General features: G+C 43.1%; 4 protein-coding genes. All 4 read left to right on the forward strand.

Annotated elements, in window-relative coordinates:
* Window positions 1-137: 137 nt before the first annotated feature.
* A complete protein-coding gene (locus HMPREF0083_RS22415) occupies window positions 138-422 on the forward strand; it encodes a UPF0175 family protein (RefSeq protein ID WP_021624145.1) in 285 nt (94 codons plus the stop codon).
* Window positions 423-426: 4 nt separating this feature from the next.
* Window positions 427-927, forward strand: a complete 501-nt coding sequence (locus HMPREF0083_RS22420) for a PIN domain-containing protein (protein ID WP_021624146.1) — start codon at window positions 427-429, stop codon at window positions 925-927.
* Between the two features lie 96 nt (window positions 928-1,023).
* Entirely contained in the window at window positions 1,024-1,284 is a 261-nt protein-coding gene (locus HMPREF0083_RS22425) for a transposase (RefSeq protein ID WP_021624147.1), read from the forward strand.
* On the forward strand, window positions 1,182-2,024 hold the full coding sequence (locus HMPREF0083_RS22430) for an IS3 family transposase (protein ID WP_148316048.1): 843 nt from the start codon (window positions 1,182-1,184) through the stop codon (window positions 2,022-2,024). Before HMPREF0083_RS22425 ends, HMPREF0083_RS22430 begins: the two co-directional genes overlap by 103 nt.
* Window positions 2,025-2,116 lie beyond the last annotated feature (92 nt).

Genomic DNA, 2,116 nt, shown 5'->3' on the forward strand with positions numbered 1-2,116 from the left:
TCCACCTTATGGATAATCAACAGGCGTGATGTTTCCTATTCATTTCCCTCCTCTGACCACTTTCATGTATAATAAATTTAGACACAGCATCCTGTTACTGTAACAGCTTCAACTTCAACAAACGAGGAGGATTTGAAGTGGAAAAGAGTACACCTGAAATTCGAGTTCCTGAAGAATTTTTACATGTAATTGATAAGACAGGATACGGCACTTCCCTCGATCAAAAGCTGCGCGTCTCCTTAGCTATTGGTCTGTTTGCAGAGAGAGCGGTAACTCTGGAGCGAGCAGCCGAGCTTGCGGAAAAGCCGCTATCCGACTTTATAAAAATTCTGTCCAGTAAAAAGATTCCCTGGATGGAATACACAGAAGATCATGTAGAAGACGATAACATCGCAATCGATAAATATTTCCAGAGAGAGTAAAATAATGGCCAGAATTATTAGTAACACTAGCCCTTTAATCGCTTTATCGAAAATACACCAGCTTCATCTCCTCTGGGAATTGTATGATCAGGTGTTTATCTCAGAAGCTATATATGAGGAAATCATAGCTTCTTCCGACGAAAAAAGTAGCGGAAAAAAAGATGTCCGTCAAGCTGTACAAAATCAAAACATTAGTCTTTATCAAATTCAAGATCAGGCTCTTGTGAAATCGATGTATGGCAAGCTACATAAAGGTGAATTGGAGACCATTGTTGGCGGCAGAGAATTGAACGCTGACTTCGTGCTAATTGATGAAAAAGCTGCAAGGCAGACGGCTAAAAACTTCTTTCTTACTGTCATCGGCTCCATTGGTATTTTACGGATTGCAAAACGAAAAGGAAAGATTGAACAAATCAAACCGTACATGGACTTTTTAATGATGGAAGGATACCGGATTTCACAATCGATTTATCGTATGGTACTGGAAACGGAAGAAGAGTTATAAAGAAACACCGCCAACATTTGTTAGTGTGCACCCCTTAGGATAGACATTGGAAAAACCCCTTGGTTTAACCGATGAATTCTAGGGGGTGTATTTTTAATGACGATTAAAGGTCAAAAGTTTAAGACTTATTCGGAAGAACTGAAGTTGGAGGCTATCCGCCTGCACGTAGAGGAAAAATGGACGTATCGGCAGATTAACGATCACTTAGGAATACAAGATAAAGATCGGATGCGCAAATACCGTGAACAGGGGGAATTTGGTTTGCTGGATCAACGAGGAAGGCGAAAGGAATATTTAGATCAAGAACGGTATGTTCAGCAGTTGAAGCGGGAGAAGAACGATATGTTCAGCAGTTGAAGCGGGAGAAGAACGATAGGGATGTCAAGGCCATGCGACTCATTCGCAAGGTGTACCATCGCTACGAAGGAAAATATGGCTACCGGCAGCTCCAACTGTTCTTGTGGCAAGATGACGGCATATGGATGAATCACAAGAAGGTACTGCGTCTCATGCAAAAGCTCGGCCTTCAAGCCAGCATTCGACGGAAACGCCGGTTTAACATGAAGGATAAGGTTGCGGAGCGTGTGGCTAAGAATTTGCTTAAGCGAGACTTTACGGCAGATAAGCCAAACCAGAAATGGGTGACAGGTGTGACCCAATACCGGGTAGGCGAACGCTGGTTGTATCTTTCGGCCGTAAAAGACGTATTTAACAATGAGATTGTAGCGTATCAACTCAGTGAACGTAATGACAATGACCTTGTTCTGCAGACATTTACAAAGGCCTTTGCCAAGCAAAAAGACGTGACTGGGCTAGTCGTTCACAGCGACCAGGGGTTCCAGTACACGTCTCATGCTTACCACGACATGCTGCCAAAGGTTGGCGCCCAAATCAGCATGTCTCGTCGGGGCAATTGCCTAGACAACGCCTCTATGGAGAGCTTCTTCTCCCATCTCAAAATGGAAGGGCTCTACCCTTATCATATCCGAAGTTTAGCAGAGGCACAAAGCCGAATCGAAAAATACATACGATTACGACCGCAGCGTAAATTAAATAAACTGACACCGGTAGAGTACCGGCGCCAGTTTGCAGTCTAGATGTTTTTCTCAATGTCTACTAAATGGGGGCTTGACCAATAAATTAAGCGGTCTTTTTCATCATTATAAAAATCTCCTGTGACACTTCTTCC

The organism is Aneurinibacillus aneurinilyticus ATCC 12856 (assembly GCF_000466385.1).
Taxonomy (GTDB): domain Bacteria; phylum Bacillota; class Bacilli; order Aneurinibacillales; family Aneurinibacillaceae; genus Aneurinibacillus; species Aneurinibacillus aneurinilyticus.

What these genes read in the sequence shown, in the direction of transcription:
- HMPREF0083_RS22420 (WP_021624146.1), top strand. Translation starts at nt 427, where the DNA reads ATGGCCAGAATTATTAGTAACACTAGCCCTTTAATCGCTTTATCGAAA.
- HMPREF0083_RS22425 (WP_021624147.1), top strand. Translation starts at nt 1,024, where the DNA reads ATGACGATTAAAGGTCAAAAGTTTAAGACTTATTCGGAAGAACTGAAG.